Source organism: Peptoniphilus grossensis ph5, from assembly GCF_000311825.1.
In the GTDB taxonomy this organism is placed as follows: Bacteria; Bacillota; Clostridia; order Tissierellales; family Peptoniphilaceae; genus Peptoniphilus_A; species Peptoniphilus_A hominis.
This window is the reverse complement of sequence record NZ_HE978566.1, coordinates 590,344-615,113: the sequence shown is the minus strand read 5'-3', so window position 1 is coordinate 615,113 and position 24,770 is coordinate 590,344. Positions and strand designations below refer to the sequence as shown.

At 32.2% G+C, this 24,770-nt stretch carries 18 protein-coding genes and 1 other annotated feature; of the genes, 17 read left to right on the top strand and 1 reads right to left on the bottom strand.

The window, feature by feature from the left end:
* The first annotated feature begins 88 nt into the window (after positions 1-88).
* A complete protein-coding gene (locus HGPG_RS02790; protein WP_019124536.1) occupies positions 89-1,846 on the top strand; it encodes a DUF4153 domain-containing protein in 1,758 nt (585 codons plus the stop codon).
* Positions 1,847-1,856: 10 nt separating this feature from the next.
* Entirely contained in the window at positions 1,857-2,414 is a 558-nt protein-coding gene (locus HGPG_RS02785) for a hypothetical protein (protein ID WP_019124535.1), read from the top strand.
* A gap of 65 nt (positions 2,415-2,479) precedes the next feature.
* Here the strand turns inward: HGPG_RS02785 and HGPG_RS02780 are convergent, their stop codons facing one another.
* Positions 2,480-4,114 (bottom strand): putative manganese-dependent inorganic diphosphatase, encoded by a 1,635-nt coding sequence (locus HGPG_RS02780; RefSeq protein ID WP_019124534.1) that lies wholly within the window; start codon positions 4,112-4,114, stop codon positions 2,480-2,482.
* A 91-nt stretch (positions 4,115-4,205) separates the two neighbouring features.
* Here HGPG_RS02780 and HGPG_RS02775 point away from each other — a divergent pair, with 91 nt between their 5' ends.
* From HGPG_RS02775 to HGPG_RS02705, 15 genes are all read left to right on the top strand, one after another.
* Positions 4,206-5,399 carry a BaiN/RdsA family NAD(P)/FAD-dependent oxidoreductase gene (locus tag HGPG_RS02775; RefSeq protein ID WP_019124533.1) on the top strand — a complete coding sequence of 398 codons (1,194 nt, stop codon included), beginning with the start codon at positions 4,206-4,208 and terminating at the stop codon, positions 5,397-5,399.
* Between the two features lie 86 nt (positions 5,400-5,485).
* Positions 5,486-6,763 (top strand): NAD(P)H-dependent oxidoreductase, encoded by a 1,278-nt coding sequence (locus HGPG_RS02770; protein ID WP_019124532.1) that lies wholly within the window; start codon positions 5,486-5,488, stop codon positions 6,761-6,763.
* A 35-nt stretch (positions 6,764-6,798) separates the two neighbouring features.
* Complete coding sequence (locus HGPG_RS02765) at positions 6,799-7,206, top strand: RrF2 family transcriptional regulator (RefSeq protein ID WP_019124531.1); 408 nt, start codon at positions 6,799-6,801, stop codon at positions 7,204-7,206.
* Positions 7,201-7,389, top strand: a binding site (T-box leader). It overlaps the preceding gene by 6 nt.
* Before the next feature lie 53 nt (positions 7,390-7,442).
* Complete coding sequence (gene ileS / locus HGPG_RS02760) at positions 7,443-10,544, top strand: isoleucine--tRNA ligase (protein ID WP_019124530.1); 3,102 nt, start codon at positions 7,443-7,445, stop codon at positions 10,542-10,544.
* Between the two features lie 238 nt (positions 10,545-10,782).
* Positions 10,783-11,145 (top strand): YbaN family protein, encoded by a 363-nt coding sequence (locus HGPG_RS02755; RefSeq protein WP_019124529.1) that lies wholly within the window; start codon positions 10,783-10,785, stop codon positions 11,143-11,145.
* Between the two features lie 2 nt (positions 11,146-11,147).
* Complete coding sequence (locus HGPG_RS02750; protein WP_019124528.1) at positions 11,148-12,866, top strand: ABC transporter ATP-binding protein/permease; 1,719 nt, start codon at positions 11,148-11,150, stop codon at positions 12,864-12,866.
* The gene (locus HGPG_RS02745) at positions 12,850-14,508 is read left to right on the top strand and encodes an ABC transporter ATP-binding protein (protein ID WP_019124527.1); all 1,659 of its coding nucleotides are present in this window, start codon (positions 12,850-12,852) and stop codon (positions 14,506-14,508) included. Before HGPG_RS02750 ends, HGPG_RS02745 begins: the two co-directional genes overlap by 17 nt.
* 4 nt (positions 14,509-14,512) lie before the next feature.
* On the top strand, positions 14,513-15,346 hold the full coding sequence (locus tag HGPG_RS02740) for a hypothetical protein (protein WP_019124526.1): 834 nt from the start codon (positions 14,513-14,515) through the stop codon (positions 15,344-15,346).
* Positions 15,347-15,567: 221 nt separating this feature from the next.
* Complete coding sequence (locus tag HGPG_RS02735; RefSeq protein WP_019124525.1) at positions 15,568-17,049, top strand: NEAT domain-containing protein; 1,482 nt, start codon at positions 15,568-15,570, stop codon at positions 17,047-17,049.
* On the top strand, positions 17,030-17,992 hold the full coding sequence (locus HGPG_RS02730; RefSeq protein ID WP_019124524.1) for a heme-binding Shp domain-containing protein: 963 nt from the start codon (positions 17,030-17,032) through the stop codon (positions 17,990-17,992). The genes HGPG_RS02735 and HGPG_RS02730 overlap by 20 nt, the downstream gene beginning before the upstream one ends.
* Positions 17,985-18,905, top strand: a complete 921-nt coding sequence (gene isdE, locus HGPG_RS02725) for a heme ABC transporter substrate-binding protein IsdE (protein WP_019124523.1) — start codon at positions 17,985-17,987, stop codon at positions 18,903-18,905. Before HGPG_RS02730 ends, isdE begins: the two co-directional genes overlap by 8 nt.
* Positions 18,892-19,881, top strand: coding sequence for a FecCD family ABC transporter permease (locus HGPG_RS02720; protein ID WP_019124522.1), 990 nt, complete (start codon positions 18,892-18,894; stop codon positions 19,879-19,881). The genes isdE and HGPG_RS02720 overlap by 14 nt, the downstream gene beginning before the upstream one ends.
* Entirely contained in the window at positions 19,871-20,632 is a 762-nt protein-coding gene (locus HGPG_RS02715; protein WP_019124521.1) for an ABC transporter ATP-binding protein, read from the top strand. Before HGPG_RS02720 ends, HGPG_RS02715 begins: the two co-directional genes overlap by 11 nt.
* A 9-nt stretch (positions 20,633-20,641) precedes the next feature.
* Positions 20,642-21,157, top strand: coding sequence for a flavodoxin family protein (locus HGPG_RS02710; protein WP_019124520.1), 516 nt, complete (start codon positions 20,642-20,644; stop codon positions 21,155-21,157).
* Between the two features lie 39 nt (positions 21,158-21,196).
* On the top strand, positions 21,197-24,770 hold a 3,574-nt coding region (locus HGPG_RS02705), incomplete at its 3' end, for an NEAT domain-containing protein (RefSeq protein ID WP_019124519.1).

The following is a 24,770-nucleotide window of genomic DNA, read 5'->3' as shown; positions in this document are numbered from 1 at the left end:
ATGTCAAAGTGGATACAATGACAAAGATTTAATCCAAAAGCTTTAAAAATCAAGGTCCTTGATATATTATTAAAATTAGGAGGATATTATGAAAATTTTTAATTTTACATTACTTAATTTTAATAGTATTAAAAACACCTTTAAAAGGTTTCCATTTACAATAATTTCAGCAATACTTGCCACAATATTTTTAATCTTGTCAACTTTCGATGAATACGCAGAAGCATATAATAACAAGATGTTGAGCTTTGGACTTGTTTTTGTTTTTGGAATTTTTCTTTATGCTTTTATTAAATTATTCAATGAGGGTCTCAGAAATTATTACGACCTAAAAAATTTAAAAAATAATAATTTATTTAAAATTTTATCCTATGTAATAACTCTTCCAATTCTATATGGGGTTTATGAGCTTGTATATCACGAAAACAAAGTTTTGGAATTTTATGACAATAATTTTATATACTTTACCCTAATTGCAGCCTTAGTAGTTGGCACTTCCTTTGTGGGGAAATTTAATTATCACAAGGATTTTGTTGTCTATGTTGCAAAGATATTGAGGTCCTTTATAATTTCAAATATTTACAGCTTTATTGTCTTTGTTGGTATAAGTGGAATTATTTTTGCACTTAACAGCCTATTTAAATTTAATTTTGGGTCTTCAGTATATTTGAGAGTTGCAATTTTTTCCTTTATTTTATTTAATGTGGTGACATTTTTCTCTGATTTTCCAAAGGTGAGAGATTCCTTCACAGATTACAAATATCCAAAGGCTTTTAGAATTCTCTTAGTCTATATAATTACGCCAATTGTTATTATTTATACGGCAATTTTACTAGCCTACTTTGTAAAGATATTAGTCCTTTGGCAAATTCCAAATAATTTAATTGTAAATTTAGTTATTTGGTTTGCAAGTTTTTCAATTGTATATTTATTTTTCCTTTCCAGAGTGGAGACTATTACTTTTATAAATAAATTTAAAATAGTTTTTCCATTTACACTTTTTCCACTACTGGGAATGATGTTCTTTGCAATTTATTTGAGAATCAAAGAATATGGAATGACTGAAAATAGATATATTGTAATTGCAGTGGGACTTTGGATCTTCCTATCTCTAATCTATTATATTTTTTACAGAGAAAATTCAAATATAAGTATTCCAATATTTTTGTCAGTAATAATTTTAATAACTGGTATTGGTCCTGCATCAGCCACAAGTCTCAGCATAAGGTCACAAAATGCTAGATTCGAAAAACTTTTAAGGGACAATAAGATGATTGCAGGAGAGGAAATTAAGCCCAACATAAATATTGAATCCGATGCAAAAAGTCAAATTGTGGACATAGTAAGCTACATGGTAAGGACAGATAGGGTGGACAAACTATCCTATATGCCAAAGGATTTTAAGTTAAGTGAAGACAGCTTTACAAAACTTTTTGGCTTCTCCAATATTATTGAAAGTAAAAATTATCTTGGCTATTCTTACACAGATAATTTGCCTACAGATAGCGAGCTTGGATTTGACATTGACATTGAGGGCTACAAACATTTAATTTATGTTTATTCCCTTGACGATGTTGTAACTTCAGGAAATTATAAATTTGAAAAAGATAAAAAAGAAATAAAAATTTATAAAAAATCAAAAAGTGATTATAAAACAATTATGACTATCGACCTGGCTAAACTTCGAGATAATTTAAAACTTTTGTACAAGACTAAGGACCGCATTGAGCTTGAAGATTTGGCAATAGAAAAAGATGGCTATAAAGTTTTATTTACAAATATTTATTTCGGAAAAGAAAACAATCTTGACGATGCCTATATCGAATTTTATCTTTTGACTAAGTAGGAGTGATTTTTTGTATTATATAAATTTTGAAAATGATGTCTTTATCGATGATGAAATTGACCTTAGACCAATTTCTGATATTCTTAAAATATATTTAAATAAATGCGATTCCTATCAAATAAAAATTTTAAAAGATGATAAAAAGTCAAAAAAATTAGTTGAAGAATTTGCAGTTTATTCAGATGAAGATGGCTACGAATATATTTTTCAGGGAATAATCGACGAAGACTTCAAAAAAATGATTTTAGAAAATTTAATTGGTGAGACAGCCCTAAACTTTATGGGCATAAGCCTCTATGACGATGGCATTTTGAAACTAGAAATTTTAAATTATGGCAGTGAAGTTTACATCTATGGTTTTGACGAAAAATCAGTAGTTGCCTTTTCAGAAGATCTAGAAAAAGTCTATGGCATAAAAGACTTAAATGTCTATATAGAGAATGGGGAAGATGATGAGGAAGAAGCCCATCAACATGACCACCACCATGAGCATAATCATGATTGTAGTTGCCAACCTGATAAGGACGATGAAAATTCTTGCGGCTGCCAAGGAACTTGCAATAAATAAAAATAATAGCTACAAAAAAAGAAAGAGTCTATCAGAATTGATAGGCTCTTATTTTTGCTTTAAAATTATGAAAGTTCTTCTGAAATTGCGGCGCTTACTTTTGGAAGAAGTTGTTTTTTTCTTGACAGAAGTCCCTCTGATAAAAATTTGTCATCAACAAGTTCTTTATCAAACTTTCTGGCTATAGCCTCTTTAAAACTTCCTGCCAAAATTATTTCTGAAACTTCTTTAAAGATATCTGTTATCATGAGGACAAAAGTTTCGGCATCAGAAGTTTCTATGAAGTGTTCCATGGCTTCCTTTAAATCTTTTTCCACAGAGGCTGTGCTTTCTAAGTCCATTGTAAAAATTTGGCATACTCTTACATTTACGCCTTCAATGGAAAAGTTTTTGACATCAGATTTTAATAGTTCATCAGGTTTTCTACCTTCAAGACTTGTGCCTGCCTTAAACATTTCCATGGCAAATTCATCTACATCAATGGCTGCAATTTTTTTCATTTTGTTAAGGACATACTTATCTGTCTCTGTTGATGTTGGTGACCTAAATAATAGTGTGTCAGAAATTATTGCCGCACAGAGAAGACCTGCAACTTCGCGAGATGGCTTTATGCCATTTTCAAAAAACATTTTTGAGACTATAGTAGCTGTTGAGCCTACAGGTTCGTTTCTAAAGTATATTGGAGAAGAGGTAGAAATATTTGCAACTCTGTGATGATCTACAATTTGCACAATTTCTGCAGAATCAATGTCGTCGATGGATTGGTTTCTTTCGTTGTGGTCCACTAAAATTATTTTCTTTCTCAAATTTGAAATTAAGTGGTAACGGGAAATATTTCCAATTACTTTGTTTTTGTTGTCAAGAACTGGATAGGACCTAAATCTTGACTGTGCCATTTTTTCTCTGACATCGTCGATTAAGTCGTCCTTGTGAAAGACAACTAAGTCATCTCTTGTCATTACATATTCAACGGGAACTGCTTGCGGCAAAATTCTTGCAACCATAAAAGTTGAAAGACCAGTTGAGATTACGGCAACATTATTTTCCTTGGCAAGCTCTAAAAGTTTGTCGTCAAGCTTACTTGAAATCGTCAAAATCAAAAGGGAGATGCCCTTTTTTATTACTGATTCTTGATCTTTTACATCGTCTCCAACTATTACAATGTCGCCTTCATTAATTAAATCTTGATTTTTTATAGCTTTGACTGCCATTTTGCCAGATAATTTTCTTGGATTTTCTGGAAGATAGAGGACCTTTCCTCTAAGCACATCTAAAATATTTTCAAAGCTTGTATTACTTCTTCCAATGATTGAGTCGTCCCAAATTTCCATATAAGTTGAAGCAATGTTAGATAAGCTAACAATACCAATTAAGTTGTCATCGTCGTCTACAACGGGCAAGGAGTTGATATTATTTTTTTGAATCAAATCCATTGCCGATGCCATAGAAAGGCTTGGATTGACGCAATAGGCAGCGTCTATTTCTATATCTCTTACTTGAGGCTTTATAGAAGTCTTTAGTCTTGGTTTTTGCACGCCAAAATGTTTAAGTACAAATTCAGTTTCTTTATTTAAGTTGCCAAGTCTAATTGCCTCAGCATCTTCGCCCATTTTTGTTTTTAATTCTGCAAGGGCGATGGCGGAACATATACTATCAGTGTCAGGATTTTTGTGTCCTGTTATATAAATTTTATTTTTCATAATTCCTCCAAAATTCTAAGTCATTATAGCACAAATTTCCTTATTTATTGTAAATTTTTATAATTTTAGGATATAATTTATCTGTGATACTATGAATATAATAATTATTGGTGCAGGACCAGCAGGAATGGTTGCTGCCATAAATGCAAAAAATGAAAATAATAAGGTAATATTAATAGAAAAAAACGAAAGAATTGGAAAAAAACTCTTGGCTACAGGAAATGGCAGATGCAATTATACAAATTTAATTTTGTCAGAAGAAAATTATTCTTCAAAAGATTTTGTAAGAGAGACATTAAAGGATTTTTCCAATGAAGACCTGATAAACTATTTTAAGGTCTTGGGGCTTGAGTCCACCACAGATGGCAATAGGGTCTATCCTCTTACCTTAAAGGCAAATTCTGTCCTAAATATTTTAATTTATTGGCTTGAGAAAAAGGACATCGACATTAGGACAAATACTGAAGTAAGAGAAATCAAAAAAAATAAAAGTGGATTTGATGTAATTACTGATGGTGAAACAATTAAGGCTGATGTGGTCATTGCGGCCTTTGGTGGAAAGTCAATGCCAGCAAGTGGCTCTGATGGCAGAAGTTTTGAAATTCTAAAAAAACTTGGCTTGAAGATAACAGACCTTAAGCCAGCCCTCACTCAAGTAAAGTTGGAGTCTAAATACTTAAAACACCTTAGTGGGACAAAAGTTCTTGGGGATGCAAAATTATTTAAGGGAAATAAAGAAATCGACAGGAGAAGGGGAGAAATTTTATTTACCAACTATGGAATAAGTGGACCACCAATTTTAGACTTATCAGTAAATATTTCTGAAGATAATTTTATTGAAGTGCCTCTTATAAATAATGTAGATGAAAAGACGGTGGACATGCTTTACAGCAGGTACTATATGTTCCCAGATTTTTCTCTGGAAGAATATTTAATGGGAATTGTAGATAAAAAGTTTATTCACTACATCGTCGATTATTTAAATTTAGACAAAAAAATTGCCATGAATATGATTTCTATGGCTGATTTTCAAAAAATTATAGAAGTTTTATTGAAGTCAAGCTTTAAGGTAATTGGCACAACAGGATTTAAAAATTCTCAAGTGACGAGGGGTGGCGTGGATTTAAGCCAAATAAATTGCCATGACTACTCAGCTAAAAAATTTGAGAACCTATATATTATTGGCGAAGCACTTAATATTGATGGAGACTGTGGCGGCTACAATTTGCACTTTGCCTTTGCCTCTGGATACAGACTTGGCAAAATCCTAAGTGCAAAAAACTAACAAAATATTTGCAATAGAAGTTAATTCAGATTAAAATAATTTTGGCGTAAAAAAATTTTAATCACTCATATAAATTTGGAGGAAGAATGTTTTACTTACAGAAAAAATTAAAGGAATATGGGAATATTTCTGTTGGAATAGTGGGCTCAGGTATTATGGGCACATCCCTATTTACTTTGTTAAGTCAAAATGAAAATTTTTATCCCATAGTTTTTTCATCAAGAAATAAAGTTACACTTAAAAATGCAATAGATTCAGCAAATATAGATAAAAAAGATTATGCCTTTACAGATGATTTGGAAGAGGCAAAAAATCTTTTAAAAGAAAAAAAATATATAGCAACTACTAATAATTTGCTTGCAGCGACTCTTGTCGATTGCCTAGTAGACTGCACTGGCGATACAGAAACGGGAACAAAATTATCTCTTGCTGCCATAGAAAATGGTGTTGACATAGTCAGTCTAAATGTTGAAATGGATGCTACAGTTGGTCCAATTCTTAAGGTTATGGCTGATGAAAAGGGTCTAGTCTATTCTGGCACTAAGGGTGATGAACCTGGCGCAATTGTAGAAATTTATGAGTTTGCTAAGAACTGTGGCTTTGATGTTTTAGTCCTTGGAAAGGGAAAAAACAATGAATTAAATAATTATGCAAGTCCAGAAAGTTTAAAGGAAGCTGCAGATAAAAAGGGAATCAATCCAAGAATGCTCACTTCTTTTGTCGATGGAACAAACACAATGATAGAGTTAAACGCAGTTTGCAATGCCCTTGGTTTTGTACCAGACATAAGAGGTTGTCACTTTGTTGAAACTAGTCCAAAGAAAATTGCAGATGACTATAAATTAAAAGAAGATGGTGGAATTTTAAATTCCTATGGCGTAGTTGATTTTGCTACGGGAATTGCTCCAGGAGTATTTGCTGTAGTAAAAGCAAAATCTAATATTATAGATGAAGAAATGAAGTACCTATCTATGGGTCAAGGTCCAAATTATACCATATATAGACCTTATCACTTGACTAGCATTGAGACTATAGTTTCTATAATAAAGGCAGTTGTCCTAAGAGATGCATCTATTGCACCAATGGGAGAGCCCTATGCAGAAACTGTAGCAGTTGCAAAAAGAGATATAAAAAAGGGTGAGAAGCTTGATTCTATTGGCGGAGGAATGATTTTTGGAACCCTGGAAAGAAAAGAAGATCAAGTATATGGAAATCATGTGCCAATAGGAATTGTAACTGAAGGTGCCTATGCAAATAAAGACATTAAAAAGGGAAGCCTTCTCACTTATGAAGATTTGTCCTTAAATGAGGCTGCAGAAATAGTGAAATTGAGAAAAAAACAAGATAAGTATTTCAAAAAGTAAACAAATCTGATATAATATTCGCAATAGGTGATGATATGAGAATAACACAAGAAACAGATTATGCCTTTAGAATTGTAAGTTATCTTGCTAGGAACGAGGGTAAAGTCATTGGAGCGCCACAAATTGCTGAAAGTGAAGGTGTTACAAAGAGATTTACTCTTAGAATACTTAGAAAACTAAACTTGGCTGGAATAACTGATGCAAAAAGAGGTTCTAAGGGTGGTTATTATCTGAAAAAGCCAAAGGAAGACATAACACTCTACGACATAATTGTAGCGGTTGATGGACCAATTGTAATTAATAGGTGCTTGCAAGAAGATAAATATTGCAACAAAAATAGGGCAAATGAAGTTGGAAACTGTAAATTCCACACTACACTTGCCATGATGCAATCAAACATTATTAAAATGTTTAAAAATCAAACAATTGACAATTTTATATAAGCTTTGATGAGGACGGTAAATTTTAAGAAACTAAGAGAGCAGTTGTTTGGTGCGAAACTGTGTTTTATAAATTTATAGATCACCTCGGAGCTCAAAGGTCAAAAGCCTTTGCGCATTTGCGTTAAAAAATTAAGTGATAGTTACCTATAATTAGGGTGGTACCGCGGCTAGTTCGTCCCTTCTCATTTGAGAGGGGACTTTTTTTATAAAAATTTTGGAAGAATAAGGAGTTTAAGATGAAAAATTTTAAAGAATTGTCTAAGGACAAGGTAAGTGTGAGGGAAGAAGAAATCTCAAAATTTTGGGATGAAATTGATCTTTTGCACAGATCTGTAGAATCAAGAGAAGATGGTGAAAGTTATATCTTTTATGAAGGACCTCCAACTGCAAATGGTAAACCAGGCATACACCATGTCTTGGCTAGAACCTTAAAGGACTTAACTTGCAGATATCATACAATGCTTGGATATAAGGTTAAAAGAAAAGCAGGCTGGGATACTCATGGTCTACCAGTAGAAATTGAAGTAGAAAAGAAACTTGGGCTTCACAACAAGCAAGACATTGAGTCCTATGGAGTTGAGGATTTTAACAAAAAATGTAAGGAATCTGTTTTTGAATACGAAAAAGAATGGAGAACACTTACTAGGAGAATGGGCTATCTTATAGACTTAGATCACCCATACATCACTCTTGAAAATACTTATATAGAATCAGTTTGGCATATACTAGACAAGATGTTTAAGGATGGACTAATTTATGAAGGTCATAAAATAGTGCCATACTGCCCAAGATGTGGAACTGGTCTTGCATCTCATGAAGTTGCACAAGGTTATGAAGAAATAAAAACAACTACTGCAACTTGTAAATTTAAATTAAAAGATAAGGAAAATGAATATTTCTTGGCATGGACAACTACACCATGGACTTTACCATCAAATGTTGCCCTTGCTGTAAATCCAAAGGTTGAATATATAAAAGCAAGACACGCTGATGGCAATATTTATTATCTTGCAAAACCACTTGCTAAGGCTGTATTTAAAGATGATGAATTTGAAGTTATAGAAGAATTCCTTGGAAAAGATTTAGAGTACATGGAATATGAACAACTTCTTAAATTCTTAGAACCAGACAAGAAAGCCTTTTATGTAATCTGTGCTGACTATGTAACTACTGAAGATGGTACTGGTATTGTTCACATTGCACCAGCCTTTGGTGAAGATGACTATCAAACTGCAAGGGGATACGACCTTCCAATGCTAAAACCAGTTGATGAAGAAGGCAAATTTACAGATACACCTTGGAAGGGTCAATTTGTAATTGATGCAGACCACGATGTACTTCACTATTTAATGGACAATGACTTGATGTTCTCAAAACAAAAAGTGGTTCACAACTATCCACACTGCTGGAGATGTCACACTCCATTAATTTATTACGCACATCCATCTTGGTACATTGAAGTAACTAAGTTTAAGGATAAATTAATTGAAAACAACAATGGAGTAAATTGGTTCCCAGACTTTGTCGGTGAAAAGAGATTTGGCAATTGGCTTGAAAATTTAAATGACTGGGCAATTTCAAGATCAAGATATTGGGGAACACCACTTCCAATTTGGAGATGTGAATGTGGTCACACTGAATCTGTTGGCTCAATTGAAGATCTTAGAAATAAGGCTGTTGAAGATGTGCCAGCTGATGTAGAACTTCACAGACCTTATGTCGATGACATCCACCTAAAATGTCCTAAGTGTGGTAAAGAAATGACAAGGGAAGCTGACGTAATTGATGTTTGGTTTGATTCAGGTGCTATGCCTTTTGCTCAATGGCACTATCCATTTGAAAACAAGGACAACTTTGATGAACTTTTCCCAGCAGACTTTATATCAGAAGGTATTGACCAAACAAGAGGTTGGTTCTACTCACTAATTGCAATATCAACTTATATGACAGGCAAGAGTCCTTACAAAAATGTTCTTGTAAATGACCTTATCCTAGATAAAGAAGGAAAGAAGATGTCAAAGTCAAGAGGAAACACAGTTGCACCTTTTGAACTCTTTGACAAGTATGGTGCTGATGTTGTTAGATGGTATCTACTTTATGTATCACCACCATGGACTCCAACAAAATTTGACGAAGATGGACTTCGTGAAATTGAATCAAAATTCTTTAGATCACTAAGAAACACTTACAACTTCTTTAGTCTATATGCCAATACAGATAACATTGACCCTAGAGAACACAAGGTAAGCTATGAAGATTTAGAAGAAATCGATAAATGGCTACTTTCAAAATACAATAGACTTGTAAGGACTGTAAGAGAAGACATGGAAGTATTTGAACTTACAAAGGTTGTAAGGGAAATCCAAGAATTTGTAATAGAAGATGTTTCCAACTGGTACATCAGAAGAAATAGAAGAAGATTCTGGAAGACTGACAAGGACAACACTAAGCTTGCAGTTTATAAGACAACTTACGAAGTTTTACTTGGCGTTACAAAATTAATTGCACCAATAGTTCCATTTATATCAGAAGAATTATTTAAGTCACTTACTGATGAAGAATCTGTTCACTTGACAGACTATCCAACTTATGACGAAAATATGATTAACGACAAGGTTGAAGAAAAAATGGACTTAGTTAGAGATCTTGTAACACTAGGAAGAGCATCAAGAGAAGAAGCTAAGATTAAAGTTAGACAACCACTTTCAGAAGTTATAATTGATGGAAAGTATAAGGAAATTATTGGTGACTTAACTGACTTAATTAAAGAAGAACTTAATGTTAAGGATGTTAGATTTGAAGATAATCTTTCTGAATATATGGAATTTGAACTTAAACCAAACTTTAGAGTTTGCGGAAGTATCTTAGGTTCAAAGGTTAAGGACTTTGGCAAATATTTAAGAGAAACTGATGCAAAAGAACTTCTTGCTAAATTAAATGAAGGCGATGTAAAGCTTGAAATCGCTGGAGAAGAAACTGAAATCAAAAAAGATTATGTTGAAGTAAAAATTAGTGCAAAAGAAGGCTTTGACGTCGTAATGGAAAATAATCTTTTCGTTATCCTAGACACTGAGCTTAACGATGAACTTCTTAATGAAGGTTATGTAAGAGAATTTGTATCAAAAATTCAACAACTTAGAAAGAAAAAAGATTTAGATATCTTAGACAACATTAAGATAACTTATAAGTCTGACGAAGAAGTAGAAAAAGCTCTTGCTTCTGAAGAAGAATTTATTAAAACAGAAACCTTGGCAAAAGAATTAGTAAAGGCTGATGTTGATGCAGAAGTAGAAAATCTAAACGGTCACGACATAAAAATTGAAATAGAAAAAATGTAATCTAATTAAAGTAAGACTCTGGGAATTCAGGGTCTTATTTTTGTGAAAAATATTTTAAACAAAAATTTACCAAGGTTAACAGTGTGCTAGTCCCTTTAAATCAATATAATAGAACAAAGAAAAGAAATATATTTAAAAAATCGAAATGATATCTAGTATCAATAATGTTTACTTATAAAAATTTATTTGTTAGTATTTATCCTGACAGGTATAGAACTTAAAAATAAGGAGGATAAAATTGAAGATTTTATTTTTAATACTTGGATTTATATTTTTAGGGATTGGAGCAGTGGGGATATATTTGCCTTTATTACCTGCAACTCCCTTTTTGTTACTCGCAACATATTGCTTTTCCAAAAGTTCAAAAAAATTTAATGAGTATTTTACTTCTACTAAATTATACAAGGATAATATTGAGCCAATAAAAAATAAGAGTGGAATGACAAAAGAGAGAAAGATAAAGATTCTTATGACTATCACTATTTTTCTTGGCATATCATTTTGTTTAGTAAACAACTCACATGCTAGAATTACACTTTTGTTAGTGCTAATTTTTCACTACATATATTTTATTTTTAAGATTAAGACAATCAAGGAGTAAAAATGTTTAATAAAAAATTATTTAATGAGTTAAGAAGTGAAAAAATACAAATTTTAAAGCTTTTGCTTATAAAAATTATACAAATGGCGACTAATGTTGCCATGATTTTTTTAATAGGTAAGTCTATAGAAAGTGTAATTAATGCAAATTTTAGTGGGCTCAAGTATATTATATTAATGTTATTAATAATTGGACTAAATATTTTCTTAATAAAAATAGAAAGTAGTATATCCTACAATGCCTCATATAGGATAAAAAACACATTGAGAGAAAGACTAATTAATAAAGTCTTTTCTTTTAAAATGGAGTACGGAAGCAAAATTTCTATTTCAGAAGTTATAAATTTAGGTGTAGAAGGGATAGAACAATTAAACTTATTTTATTCTGCCCTCTTGCCACAACTTCTATTCTCTTTAATAGGACCTGTAATTTTATTTATTATACTTTCATTTTTAAATCTTAAAATAGCAATAACAATGTTCTTATTAGTACCGCTAATACCAATTGCCATAATAATGGTGCAAAAAATTGCAAAGAAAGTTGTGAAGAATTATTGGAAATCATATACAAACTTATCAGAAGTATTTATAGATTTCTTATATGGGCTAACAAATCTAGAAGTTTTCAATGCAGATGAAGCGTACAACAATTTATTAAATGAGAAGGCCGAAGATTTTAGAATCAAAACAATGAAAGTTCTCATGATGCAACTAAACAACATTACGGTTCTAGACTTAATCTCTTATGCAGGATCAGCTTTGGGAATTATCTTATCAATTTACTATTATTCAAAAGGTCAGCTTTCTGTCTTTGTAGCATTTTCTTTTATACTTTTAAGTCAAGAATTTTTCTTGCCCTTAAGAAGGCTAGGTGCACTTTTTCATGTTGCAATGAATGGAATTACAGCAGCTAATTCCCTCTTTGAAATTTTAGAAATAGAAAGTATTGAAGATTTTAAAGATGTGATAAAGGATAAAGAAGTAGATGTAGAAGTAAAAAATTTAAATTTTTCTTACGGAGAAAAGGAAATTTTAAAAGATTTGAATATGAAGATTAAATCAAACAAAATCACAGCCATAGTAGGAGAAAGTGGTTGCGGAAAGTCCACCCTTGCAAAATTAGTTGGAGGGCTTGAAAGAAATTATGATGGAGAAATACTTTACAATGGCTTAAGTGAAATTTCAAATGATTCTTTAAATGAAAATATAATGTTAGTAGACAATAACCCTTACTTCTTTAAGGAAAGCCTTAGATATAATCTTAAAATTGCAAATAAAAATGCAGATGATGATAAGTTAATAGAAGTGTTAGAAGAAGTTGGTCTGTATTCCTACTTTAAAAATATAGGCGGCTTAGATAGCATCCTAGAAAGTGCTGGTAACAACTTATCTGGTGGACAAAAACAAAGGCTTGCAATAGGAAGGGTACTTTTGAAAGAACCAAAGATTTTAATTTTAGATGAGTCCATTTCAAATATAGATAAGGAATCAGAAGATTTGATTTTAAATCTTATACAAAAATTAAAAGAAAAAATGACCATAATTCTTATTACTCATAGACTCAATACAGTCCTTCAGGCAGATTATATTTACTATCTTGACAATAAGAAAGTTGCTGAAGAAGGAAGTTTTGAAGAAATAAGTAAGGGAGAATTATTTTCTGGTATTTATAGATACCAAAGGGAACTAGAAATGTGGGGTTTAAATGAAGAAATTAATTGAATATAAAAAATTAATAGGGAAACTCCTATCCCTTGTGGATGATCTGAAGTTACAAATGTTTTTTGCCATATTTTTTGGTGCAAGTGGACACATATTTGCGACTTTATTGCCATCATTAGGCTTGTTCTACCTAAGTAAACTAATTTTAAATCAAACTGTAAATTTAAAATTAATAATTGGAATCTTATTTACATTAGCTATACTGAGAGCAATATTTAAGTACCTAGAGCAGCTTTTAAATCACTATATAGCCTTCAAAATTTTAGCAATATTAAGAGACAAAATTTTCAAAAAACTAAGATCCTTGGGACCAGCCAAGATGAATGGGAAAAATAAGGGAGAATTAATTTCTATTATTACATCAGATATAGAACTACTAGAGGTCTTTTATGCACACACAATTTCACCTGTCTGTATAGCCCTAGTTCACACTTTATTTTTATTTATACTTTTATGGAGATTTAATCCAATTTATTCTGGGATACTTCTAACTTTTCACTTGATATTAGCTATAATTATCCCAATTATCACAGAGAAATCTGCTGGAGAAATTGGACGAAAGCAGAGGAAGAATATATCAAGTTTAAATTCTCTAATCCTGGAAAGCTTTAAGGGAATAAAAGAAATCATTAATTTTTCTTATTTTGAAGATAGGTATAAGGAGATTGAATTTGAAGCAAATAAGTTAAATAGGTCTACAAAGACTCTTACAGAAAAATCATCTAATAATTTTGCCCTCACATCTTTTACGATAATACTTGCAGATTTAATTTTTACTCTGGCAGCCATTAAGCTTTACAAAAATTCTGTCTTAGACCTTAGTGGTTTATTATTCCCCTTGGGAGTTTTCATTTCCTCTTTTGGACCAACAAGCGCCCTTTCATCTCTTGCAAATAACTTAGTTTTGACCTTTGCTTGTGGCAAGAGAGTCATGGAACTTTTAGAAGAAGATCCCCTTACACCGATAAATTACGAGGGAGAAGAAATTGATTATGAAAATATATGTCTTGAGAAAGTGAATTTTTCTTATGATGAAACAAAACTCATTAATGATTTTAATTTTAAAGCTTCATTAAATGAGATAATAGGGCTAAAAGGCAAAAGCGGTTGTGGCAAGTCGACACTAATAAAATTAATGATGAGATTTTACGATACAAAGAGTGGTAAGATTTGCCTAAATGATAAAAACATAAAAGACTTGAATACATTAAATTTAAGAGAGAACATTTCTTACTTAAGTCAAGAAACCCACCTATTTAGAGGAAGCATTAGAGATAACCTAAAAATTGCAAAAAAAGATGCAAGTGAAGAGGAATTAATAGAAGCTTGCAAGAAGGCAAATATTTATGATTTCATAATGACACTTGACAAGGGTTTGGATACAGAGATAGTAAAAGAAAATAATGAAATCTCCACTGGACAAGCTCAAAGGTTGGCTCTAGCAAGAATCTTTTTAAGAAAATCAAAGCTATACCTACTTGATGAACCAACGGCTAACATTGATGCATTAAACGAAGGGATAATTTTAAAGTCCCTATATAATGAGAGAAAAAATAAAAATATTATAATTTCATCTCACAGGGATAGTTCTCTTAGGATTTGTGACAGAATAGTAGAAGTTAAAAGAGGAATGGAGTCATAATTTTATGATAAATTTGAATATAACTAAAGTACAAATTGAATATTTATTATTTATAAAAAATTATGAAGGCAAGAAGACTATTACAGAAGCAAGCTTATTTTTTAACTGCTCTCGTGCTAACTCAAAAAAGATTCTAGACAAGATGATTGTCACGGGAATCTTGTACAAGGAAGATAATGAGTATAAGTTAACTAAAATTGGGTGTGACCTTTCTAAATTTTATAATGAAAATCTTGAAAAGAATTTATTTGTATTACAAAAATTTTTGGATGTTGACGATAATCTCGCTAGAAGCATCAGCCTTGAAATGTTGTCAAAGAGGCTTATTCCTTATCAAGAGGCACTGGAAAAAAGATACAAGAGTATGATTTTAGCTAAAGATATTCAGGGTAGAGAGAGGGTCCAAGATATTTCTAAATATTTAGAAAAAGGAAGGCATGCAATTAATTTTTCAATTAAGAAGATTGATGAAGAAAGAAAAAGATCCTTTGTTGATAATTCCATGGCACTTATGGGTTTTGATGATCAGGCATATTTGATAATTGGGGAAGAATCCTATATAGAACTTTCAACTAAGACAATAAAGAAAGCTCATCACGGTTACTTAAAAAAAGCAATTGCTACAAAGTTATTTTATTTTGATGATGGAGAAGAAATAGAAATAAATTCCAAGGATAGGATTTTTAAGATTCCCCTCAATTTAATTGATTATTGGTCAACATCAGATGGGATAATTTTAGAGGCATCCTTGATTTTAAAAATTAAATCTCAAATGGGAATAACAATACATGAAAAAAAAGCAAATTTTTTATTTATAGTTAACCTTTGTTTAACTTAAAAACTTAAACTTATACACCATAAAATATGTAAAAACATTCTAAACTCTAGTCAGTGACTAGAGTTTATTTTTATTATAAAAATTAAAATAATATATTTATAAAAATTTTTCTGCGAGTAAACCGGAGTTAACAAAATTTTCATAATTCTTTTATAGCTTATTTAATTGATAAGTAATATCATTACCTAAGTAATATAAATTGATAACAAGGGGTCTTTATAATGAAAAATAAAAAAATTTACATATCTCTAGTATTTTTATTATCTTTATTATTCTTAACGAATTTTGTATTTGCGGATAATGAAAGCACACCAGAGAAAAAAGAAATAAAATTAGAAGATGGCTACTATGAAATTCCAATTAAGTTATGGCATTCCATCGAAGAAAAACCTAGTATGGGCAACAAAGCGCTTGTACAAAAAGCCGAGATTGAAGTGAAGGATGGAGAAGCAAACCTCTACATAGGATCTGACAAGATGGAATACTTATCAATAACAGCTTCTCTAATTAATATTTACTTCCAAAAGGAAGATGGAATTTATCACAGGGCAGAGGCAGCTTGCTATGACTTAGAAGTACCCAAGGAAAAAGATAAAAGACCAAGAGTCTTTAAGACATCCCTAGTTAATATGGATGAAATGACAAGGGTTTATGTAGATCCAAAAGTAGAACCTATGGGGGATGAACCAATAAGGGCAAGAATAAAACTTGACTATGGCGAGATTAAAAAAATAAATGAAAGCGATTCAATATTAATAAACAATTTTAAAGAAGGAGCAAATAAACCAGAATTTAATTCAAAGGAAGCTGGAGAAGTTCAAAATAAAAACATAATAGTAAACTATGATCCTGATACCTTTAATGAAGAATTTTCTTTTTATGGAAATAGATTATCAGGAAAGCAGGCAGAAGAATTCACAAAGTCCTTTGACAAATTAGATCAAGTAAATGTTTTTAAGATAGAGTTTTTAGGACCCCTAGATGAAATACAAGGCAATGAAGAAAGTATTCAAGCAAAAAGAAAAAAGATTTATGCAAACAAAGGATTTGATTTAAAATTACCTCTTTTAAAATTTAAAGGACAAGACAAGCTAAGTCTTTATGAAGTAAATAATGGAGAAAAAAAGAAGATAGATTTCAAAGTCAATGGAGATCACATTGAATTTAAAACAAAAGATTCAGCAATTTTTATAGTGGTGAAAGCTGCTGGATCAGGTATGCAAGTAAATGAAAGCATAGATAATAATAAATCACCGACATTAAGCAATATAAGTACAAGCAATAGTAGTTCAAAGGAAGAAAGAGCAAAGGCCTTTATGACGACAGTTAAAAAGCCACAGGCACAAAAAATATCAAGCTCTTCAGATTCCTCATCCCCTATGCCAGTAGAAGGACCACAAGTTAGTTCAACAACACTAAACACAAGTCCACCTTCTATAGGCTCACAACAAAGTAAAATTTCAAGTCAAGAAAACAAGGGACCATCCTTCAATCAAAATAAAGATGCAGAGATTGGAGCAGAAGGACAAGAAATTGAAGAAAAAGAATCAAAGGGCATTATTATTTTAATACTCCTAATATTTATAGGATTAAATTCAATGGCCTTTGTTGTAATTAGAAAAAATTTTCAAGAAGTAAAAGAAATGAAGGATGAAATAATATTTTTAGGAGGGCTTAAAGATAATGAAAAAAATAATAAATAACTTATGTATCTTGGCTCTCATTTTTACAAGTCTAATAAATGTTACCTATGCCTATTCACAAGAAATAGCAAAGGCGACGCCCTACTATATCCATCCGGTTACAGGAGTCATAGAAGACCCTGGTAACAATCCAGGAATAGGACAGGGTATGACAGAAAATGTACTATGTCCACAAGCCTTAGTAGAAACAACAGATGACGGAAGAATATTTTTGTCAGTTCGCTATAACTTAGCCAACTACATAAAAAATGAAAGTTTCGCAGTCCAAAATTATGGCGACAATAGTTTCTATTCTGTAACAGCAGAAGTTACAGGAAAGACTGAAGAAACACGAGATTACAGATTTGAGATACCAAGCAAAAATGTAATAGTAAGGGCAACTTTTTTTGTTGGACCTATGGGAAGAGATGTAATTTTTTACTACACAATATCAGATTTAGTTAAAGGTAACACAGATTTTGCAAGCCTTCAAAAAAGCTCATCAAACCCTTCTAGCAATCAAGCGCCAACAGAGGAAGCTCCACAGGTAGATGCAAACATTCCTAAATCTAGCACAAACTTAAACATGCCTAACCTAAGCAACTTAAAACCACTAGACAATGATGAACAAGTTGGAGAAGTTTTACAAGCTCCTAACCAGGGAGAAATAATTGAACAAAAACCAGTTAACTCAAAATTTTCTGCTGGAGACTTAGGTTATGACCATGGACTTTTAACAAAGGATTCTCCAATAATTAAAAAATTATATTATTCAGATGACCAAGATGAAAAAGAAACAACTAAGACAAAATTAGGCAAAATAACTTTGGCTTTTATTTATGGCTTAATAGGACTTCTCGTAATATTGACAGGAGGATTTATCATACTAGCTCTCCTATCATATAACTACAAGAAAAAAATAGAAGATGAATTAGAAGAAAAAAGGAGAAACATCTATGAATAGAATAAAAAAGATTCTAGCCATACTTCTAGCAAGTTTATTATTAACGTCTTGCGTGAGTCAAAAATCTGGTAAGAAAGCAAACAATGGCGAACTGAGAATAGCAGCAACATCAATGGCAACTGTTTATATAATGGAAAAATTAAATGTTGACTTAGTAGCGGTACCTAACTCAGAAATTGATCCAATGCCAGAAAGATATAAGGATGTTCCTAAGGTAGGCATGGCAATGACACCAGACATTGAAAAATTAAAACAAATAAATCCAGACTATGTATTTTCGCCAGTGTCTTTAATTTCAGACCTACTTCCCAAGTACAAGGCAGCAGACCTTGACTATGGATTTTTGAACCTAAATAACACAGATGGAATGTATAAGTCAATAGAGGATCTTGGAAAATTACTTAATAGAAAAAAAGAAGCCAAAGAATTAATTGATGATTACAAAAAATTCATAGACGACTATAAAGAAAAACACAAGGACAAAAAAGCACCTAGAGTATTAATCTTAATGGGTTTGCCAGGGTCCTATGTAGTAGCGACAGAAAACTCCTATGCAGGAAGTCTTGTAAAACTTGCTGGGGCAGAAAATGTATATGAAGGAACAAATCAACAATTTATAACAATAAATACAGAAGATATGTTGAAAAAGGATCCTGATATTATTCTTAGAACGGCCCATGCCTTACCTGATGATGTAATGGAAATGTTTAAAAAAGACTTTGCAGAAAATGACATTTGGAAGCACTTCAGGGCAGTTAAGGAAGGCAAGGTTTACGACCTTGACTACAAAAAATTTGGCATGAGCGCGAAATTTAACTACAAGGAAGCCTTAAACGACTTAGACAAACTCTTCTATGGAAAAGACTCAAATGAAATAGGAAATACAGGTGATAAGACAAATGAAGAAAAATAAAATCATCCTAGTTTACACCATATCAATCCTAGTCCTAATAGGACTCATCCTCTATTCAGCAAAAACAGGATCCATAGAAATGACCTTTGGAAAATTGTTAAGAGGCTTGTTCATAGAATATGATCCCGACGTAGCGACAATATATGACCTTAGGTTTCCAAGAATAATAATATCAATACTAGCTGGAGCAGCCCTAGCAACATCAGGAGTTCTCCTTCAAGCAGTAATGCAAAACCCCCTAACAGATCCAGGCATAATAGGTATATCATCAGCAGCTAGTCTATCAGCAAGCCTTGTAATGATATTATTCCCTGGCCTATATGCTTTAAGCCCACTTTTTTCAGTAGTGGGAGGGCTCCTCGCCTACCTCTTAATATATTCACTAGCCTGGAATGGAGGATCCAACCCAATAAAATTAATCTTAGTAGGTGTAGCACTTAACATGACCCTAATGGGGGTAAACGAAGGAATAAAATCCATGATGGGGGGCAACCTCACAAACGTTCAATCAATAATAGAAGGTAATGTAGCACAAAAAACTTGGGCAGATGTAAAAATTATGGCAATTTACGGAATCCCATTTCTAATAATAGCACTCTTCACAATAAGGACAGCGAACCTACTTCAACTTGAAGACCAAACAGCACAATCCTTGGGAGTTAATGTAAATAGAGATAGGTTTATCCTAGCCTTAATAGGAATAATGCTAGCATCAGTATCCACAGCCATAGTTGGTGTAATAGGATTCTTAGGCCTAGTAGTGCCACACATAGCAAGAATAATTCTTGGTTCAAACCACAAGAACCTAATTCCCTATTCCATGATACTGGGAGCAATAACCCTCCTCCTATCAGACACCTTGGGAAGAGTGATAGCCTACCCTTACGAAATAAAACCATCAGTAGTAATGACAGTAGTTGGCGGAATATTTTTTATAGGCCTATTAAAAGTAGGAGGGAAAAATTATGGAAATTAATCACTTATTTTTCGCCTATGACAAGAACATGGTCATAAAAGACTTAAATCTAAAAATAGAAAAAAATAAAATCACAACACTCTTAGGGGCCAATGGCTGTGGCAAGTCAACTCTTTTGAAGCTAATAACAAGAGTAGAAAAACCAAAAATGGGTTTTATAAGTCTTGATGGCAAAAACATAAAAAATATAGAGAGAAAAGAATTTGCAAAAAAAGTTGCCATAGTTAGACAAAAAAATCAAATAGCAGGGGACATTAATGTTGAAGAACTTGTTGCCTATGGAAGAAATCCCTACCTTGGCTTCATGGAAAAACCAAGTCAAGAGGACAAAAATAAAATAAATGAAGCCATAGAAGTTTGTGGCTTAGAAGAAATAAGAAAAGAAAGAGTCAACTCCCTATCAGGTGGACAAGTCCAGAGGGCATGGATAGCCATGGCAATAGCACAAGATAGTGATGTACTTCTCCTGGACGAACCCACAACCTACTTAGACATAAAATACCAGATAGAAATTTTGAAACTAATAAGAAATTTAAATAAAAATCTTGGAAAAACAATAATCATGGTCCTTCATGACATCAACCAATCTTTAGAATATTCGGACACCATAGTAGGAATGATGAAGGGGAAAATCGAATTTCAAGGAAAGGCAAGCCAAGTCTTAACAGAAGAAAACATAAGCAAGATTTACGACACAAGACTAAAAATAATAGATATTGAAAATAAAAAATATGTATTTGCAGAAGATTAAGGAGGAAAAGTGAAGGGACTAATAATATATTCATCAAAAACAGGCAACACTAAGAGAATGGCAGAAAAAATTTATGAAGTCTTAAAGAAAGAATATCAAATGACCATAAAGGACATAAGAGATGCACCTGAAGTAGAAAAATTTGATTTTATACTCTTGGGTGCTTGGATAGATAGAGGGACCTTAGAGACCAAGGCCCTAAAATTCTTAAAGACCATCAAAAATAAAAAAATAGGACTATTTGCAACATTAGGTGCCATGCCAGACTCAGAACATGGAAGAAAGGTAATTGACAATCTAATAGAGTTGTTAAAAGACAGAAAGTCATTAGGACAGTATATATGCCCGGGTCAAGTAGACCCGAAAATGATAGAAAAATTAAGAGGAATTACAGGACTAGTAGTTCCAAAAAAGATAAAAGAAAAAATGATAGAAACAAGCCTTAAATCAAGAGAGGCAACAGAAGAAGAACTAGAAGAAGCTGCAAAATATTTTGCGGAAAATATAAAATATTTAACAAATTAAAAATTTTAAAAACTTTTACAAAAAATTAAAGGAGGACAAATGAATAAAATAAAAAGAATAATATCGGTAACACTTGTTGGAATTATGATAATCCCCTCAATAGTATCGGCATATTCCGTACCACAGATGGAGGCAATAAATCCGATAAATCAAAGCGTTCAGTTAAGAACGCCTGCAAATAATGTAGAAGATGGAATATATACAGCTCCTGTAGAAGTAGTCCATGCATATAATCCAGGGCAAAAATCCATGGCAGATGGTGCAATAGAACACACAGCAAAGGTAGTCTACAAAGGAGACAAAGTTACCATAGAACTTACATTTAAAGGCATGAAGCTAATGGGAATGAATGGCCATTTGACAAACCTTTTCTTCTACAGAGACAACAAAGACCCTTTAAACAATAATGATGTAATAGAAGCGGAAGTAATAAAGTCACATATGGACCTTGGCTTAGACGGTAACGAGCATAATTACCCGCAAATATTTAGATACACAATGGACAAAAGTGTATTTGAAGCATCGGACTTTTTATGGATCAAAGTTTGGGTAGATGCCATGGACGCCATAGGATCAGGACCGGGTAATCCAATAAAACCGGGTGCAGGAGAACAAAACGCCAAGATAGTAATAGACAAAACAAAATTCACAAAAGTTGTTTTAAATACAGAAGCCTTGACAAATGAAATAGCAGCAGCAAAAGGATTAGGACAAGGCAAGAAAACGGAAGAATCATTTAATACACTTAAAGCTGCAATAACATCAGCAGAAGAAGTTTTAAACAGTGCAACTGAACAAACTGCAATAGATGAAGCAGTAACAACATTAAAAGCAGCAGTAAAAGCCTTTAATGAAAGCGCAGATAAAGCAGTACCAACTCCACTAGAAAAAGAAGCCTTAACAAAAGAAATAGCAGCAGCCAAGGCGATAGAACAAGGCAAGAAAACAGAAGAAGCATTTAGCAAACTTAAAGCAGCAATCACATCAGCAGAAGAAGTTTTAAATAGTGCAACAGATCAAGAAGCCTTAAACCAAGGAGTAGTGGCACTAAAGGCAGCGGTAGAAGAATTTAACAACAGCCCGGACAAAGAAGCAAGTTCGGAGCTTGTAAAATATGTGAAATTAAATGTAGAAGACGGTGGACCTACAGATCCTAAAATAAGAAATATACTGGACGACTACGCAGAGATTGTAAAAATAAATGAAAAGACTTACCTACGCTTAACATATTTTTCATTAGAAAAAAGAAGTAACGGACTTGACTATGGAACAAAGCAATTAAAATATTCCTATGATGAATCCGGAGAAAAAATAGAAGCAATAGGCAAAGTAATTGAAAGCGGACAAAATGCCGGCGAATATGAATTATCACAAATAGACATACCTATTGATGGAAAACCAGAAGTATATCTGTTTGGAGAATTTATGGCAAGTACTTATAACAATAACAAAATACCCGGCAAAGCAATTGTAAGATTTTCAGACAGCGACATACAAGGTAAAACACTTGGAAATATAGATAAGTATATAGTAAGTCAAAAAGGCTTCACACAAAAGGAAGGCACAGAAAAACTTGAATTTGATGTAGAAAAAGACGGCAAAATATATACGCCATATACATCATTGGAAAAAGGAAAATTCAAAATAATAAACCATGGCTCCGGCGAAATTGCCATAAAGATAAAGAGAAACTCATTCTTGCTTGGAGACTTAAGACATATTAAATACACACTTGACGGAACAGAACCGACAGCAGATTCAAAAGATGCAGGTTTAAGAAATGAAAATAAACCGGCGATTGGATTTGATAAGTACTTTGCAATTTACCTACCCTATGAAGATGTAGAAAGCTTAAAAGAAACAGGCGGAGATATAAAAGTTAGATTCAAAGGCTTTAATAAAGACTTCACACAATCTACTGAAATAAAAGATGTAACTATATCATTTTCAAAAGAATCCTACGACGAGCTGAAAGTAGTAAAAGACGAATCAAATGATATAAGCTTCAAGGCAGATAGTTCAAGAGAATATTGTTTTAATAGTACAACAGAATTAAAAGTTGAAAATATAAAAGATGATGAACTATTAGTAAAATTAAAAAAACTAGGAGAAGTCCAAGGACTATCAGATGTATTAGCTTATAAGTTATCCTTTGTAGATAATAACGAAACTGCGAAACTTGATATAGATAAATCATGGAATAATGAAAAGTTCCCTCTAATTAAAATCAAAATTGAAAAAGAAGGAGCAGATAAAAACTACTATAAAAATACAGCATTTTACGAAGTTGTAAATGGGAAATTAGTACAATTACCATATAACTATTTGATAAAAAAAGCTTCAATTAAAAATCCAGATTCAACATATATAATTGGTCAAAAAAATTATGATACCCAATTAAAAGAAGCTAAAGAAGCACTACAAAACAAGATGAATCAAATAGAAACAACAATTAACGGCAACTCACTAGCAGAAATAAATTTAAAGAATTTACTAGAAAAGGCAAAAAACCTTGGAAGAAAAACCCTAAACAATATTTTGGAACTTAACTATCAAATAGACAGAAACTTTGAAATCATAAACGAAGGTAAAAATTCTGACAGTGAGATAAACAAAGGGCTGGCAAAAGAATTAGTAAAGTGCATAAATAGTGATATTTATAAAGAGATCTTCACAAAAGATTTCTATAACCAAGTTGTAGAAATTAAAAATGAATTAGAAAACAAATTACAATCAGGAGCAGATTTAAAAGACGACCTATTAAAATTAGATAATCTATTTAAAGATCCAAAATATGCTCTACCATATAAAGTTACCTCAGTCGAAATAAAAAGACAAGACAGAGATGAACCATCAATGGCAGGTGGATGCTTTATGGAAGAGGGCAAGATATTATATGGCAAAGATGAAAACTATTTGCTATTAAATCTAAAAACCATGAGCCCTGGATTCTTAAATGCCCATTTATTAGAATTAAGCGTATTTAAAGACAGGATAGACGAAGATAAACTTGATGTCATGTCAATTTATAAATACAGTGATGTAATGTCAGGAAGTTCTAAATTAGGAATATTTGACAAACAAATACTAGTAAAATTACCAAAGATAGAAAAAGACACTTATTTTATAAGAGTAGCTAATGACGGAATGCAAGGAGCAGCTCCGGGCGCAAGATTAAAATTCACTGCCAAAGGAGAACTAATAGAAGATGAACCACAAGCTCCACTAGAAAAAGAAGCTTTAACAAAAGAAATAGCAGAAGCTAAGAAGATTGAACAAGGCAAGAAGACAGACGAAGCATTTAGCAAACTTAAAGCAGCAATAACAGCAGCAGAAGAAACATTGAAAAATGCAACAGATCAAGGAGCTTTAGACCAAGGAGTAGCGACATTAAAGGCAGCAGTAAAAGTCTTTAATGAAAGTGCAGATAAAGCAGTACCAACTCCACTAGAAAAAGAAGACTTATCAAATGAAATAGCAGCAGCCAAGGCGATAGAACAAGGCAAGAAAACAGATGAAGCATTTAGCAAACTTCAAGCTGCAATAAAAACAGCAGAAGAAATATTAAAAACTGCAACGGATCAAGAAACTTTAAACCAAGGACTAGCGACAC

Coding starts and splice junctions, on each gene's coding strand:
- HGPG_RS02775 (WP_019124533.1), top strand. CDS start 4,206: ATGAATATAATAATTATTGGTGCAGGACCAGCAGGAATGGTTGCTGCC.
- HGPG_RS02745 (WP_019124527.1), top strand. CDS start 12,850: ATGAAGAAATTAATTGAATATAAAAAATTAATAGGGAAACTCCTATCC.
- HGPG_RS02715 (WP_019124521.1), top strand. CDS start 19,871: ATGGAAATTAATCACTTATTTTTCGCCTATGACAAGAACATGGTCATA.
- isdE (WP_019124523.1), top strand. CDS start 17,985: ATGAATAGAATAAAAAAGATTCTAGCCATACTTCTAGCAAGTTTATTA.
- HGPG_RS02790 (WP_019124536.1), top strand. CDS start 89: ATGAAAATTTTTAATTTTACATTACTTAATTTTAATAGTATTAAAAAC.
- HGPG_RS02750 (WP_019124528.1), top strand. CDS start 11,148: ATGTTTAATAAAAAATTATTTAATGAGTTAAGAAGTGAAAAAATACAA.
- ileS (WP_019124530.1), top strand. CDS start 7,443: ATGAAAAATTTTAAAGAATTGTCTAAGGACAAGGTAAGTGTGAGGGAA.
- HGPG_RS02735 (WP_019124525.1), top strand. CDS start 15,568: ATGAAAAATAAAAAAATTTACATATCTCTAGTATTTTTATTATCTTTA.
- HGPG_RS02730 (WP_019124524.1), top strand. CDS start 17,030: ATGAAAAAAATAATAAATAACTTATGTATCTTGGCTCTCATTTTTACA.
- HGPG_RS02765 (WP_019124531.1), top strand. CDS start 6,799: ATGAGAATAACACAAGAAACAGATTATGCCTTTAGAATTGTAAGTTAT.
- HGPG_RS02770 (WP_019124532.1), top strand. CDS start 5,486: ATGTTTTACTTACAGAAAAAATTAAAGGAATATGGGAATATTTCTGTT.
- HGPG_RS02720 (WP_019124522.1), top strand. CDS start 18,892: ATGAAGAAAAATAAAATCATCCTAGTTTACACCATATCAATCCTAGTC.
- HGPG_RS02780 (WP_019124534.1), bottom strand. CDS start 4,114: ATGAAAAATAAAATTTATATAACAGGACACAAAAATCCTGACACTGAT.
- HGPG_RS02740 (WP_019124526.1), top strand. CDS start 14,513: ATGATAAATTTGAATATAACTAAAGTACAAATTGAATATTTATTATTT.